1 protein-coding gene is annotated in these 1,462 nt (G+C 60.2%); it reads left to right on the top strand.

Annotated features, from left to right (window positions below; translation table 11 throughout):
• The first annotated feature begins 55 nt into the window (after nt 1-55).
• On the top strand, nt 56-1,426 hold the full coding sequence (locus HK439_RS26345) for an IS1182 family transposase (RefSeq protein ID WP_190294456.1): 1,371 nt from the start codon (nt 56-58) through the stop codon (nt 1,424-1,426).
• The last annotated feature ends 36 nt before the right edge of the window (nt 1,427-1,462 follow it).

Genomic DNA, 1,462 nt, shown 5'->3' with positions numbered 1-1,462 from the left:
TCAGACTGCTGACAAACCCCTGGCGTTAGCCGGGGGTTTTTGATTCACTGTTTTGATGTTGAAGAAACCCGGTCCGGATCAGACAGCGCTTGAGATGGTCACACTCGACCAGCTTGTTCCCGCCGATCACCTGTTGCGCAAGATCGATACGGTGATCGACTTTTCATTTATTCATGATCGTGTTGCGGATCTTTATTGTGCGGACAACGGTCGTCCGCCGCTTGATCCGACACTGATGTTCAAGGCGTTGTTCATCGGCTACCTGTTCGGGGTCCGCTCGGAGCGCCAGTTGGTGCGCGAGATCGAGGTAAACGTGGCCTACCGGTGGTTTCTGCGTCTGAAGCTGACGGACAAGGTGTTCGATGCCTCGACGCTGAGCCAGAACCGGCGTCGGCGCTACAACGACGCGAGCGTGGCCCAGGACATCTTCGACCGCATTGTCGAGCAGGCGATCAGCCACGGTCTTGTGGATGGCACGGTGCTTTACACGGACAGCACACACCTGAAGGCGAATGCCAACAAGGGCAAATACGATCTGGCACAGATAGAGAAGTCGCGCTCGGACTACTGGGCGGATCTGGACAAGGCCATCGACGCGGAACGCAAGCTGCATGGCCAGAAGCCGCTGAAGAGACAGGCTCGGGAGCCGGAGGTCAAGGAGAGCAAGGTCAGCCGCACGGATCCCGACAGCGGCTACATGGTGCGCGAGGGCAAGCCGAAGGGCTTCTTCTACCTGGACCATCGCACGGTGGACGGCAGGCTGGGGATCGTCACGGACACCTTCGCCACGCCGGCCAATGTCCATGACAGCATCGTTTATCTGTCCCGACTGGATCGCCAGCGGCAGCGCTTCGACTTCGACGTGAAGGCCGTCGGTCTGGATGCGGGCTATGCCACCACGGGCATCGCCAGGGGGCTGGAGGACCGGGACATTCAGGGCGTCACCGGTTACCGCCGCCCCACGTCCCCCAGACCTGGCATGATGCGCAAGTCAGCCTTCGCCTACGCGGCCGACGCCGATGGCTACCGCTGTCCGGAAGGTCAGCTCTTGACCTATGCCACAACGGATCGCAATGGCTACAAGCACTACCGCTCCGATCCTGCGATCTGCGCAACCTGTCCGCTTCTGGCCTCCTGCACCTCAAATGCCGGCTCGGCCCGCACCATCACCCGCCATGTCTGGCAAGAAGCCCGCGAGCGCACGGATGGCCATCGCCTGACTGCCTGGGGCAAGGCTGTCTACAAACGCCGCAAGGAAACCGTCGAACGCTCGTTTGCAGATGCCAAACAGCTCCACGGCCACCGCTATGCCAGGTTCCGAAGTCGTCTACGCGTACAAGTGCAGTGCCTACTCGCCGCCACTGCCCAAAACATCAAAAAGATCGCAATGGCACTCACCAAAGCTCCGAAACAAGCTCCCGCGTGACAAAGACCAGCGCGTAAAGGACCAAACGCAAAAACG

This window comes from Roseibium aggregatum (assembly GCF_014692675.1).
In the GTDB taxonomy this organism is placed as follows: domain Bacteria; phylum Pseudomonadota; class Alphaproteobacteria; order Rhizobiales; family Stappiaceae; genus Roseibium; species Roseibium aggregatum_C.
Note: the sequence above shows the minus strand (reverse complement) of the source record. Positions and strands in the feature narration are given on the sequence as shown.

Bases quoted from the DNA above. Each gene is read 5' to 3' on its own strand.
- HK439_RS26345 (WP_190294456.1), top strand. From the start codon at position 56: ATGTTGAAGAAACCCGGTCCGGATCAGACAGCGCTTGAGATGGTCACA.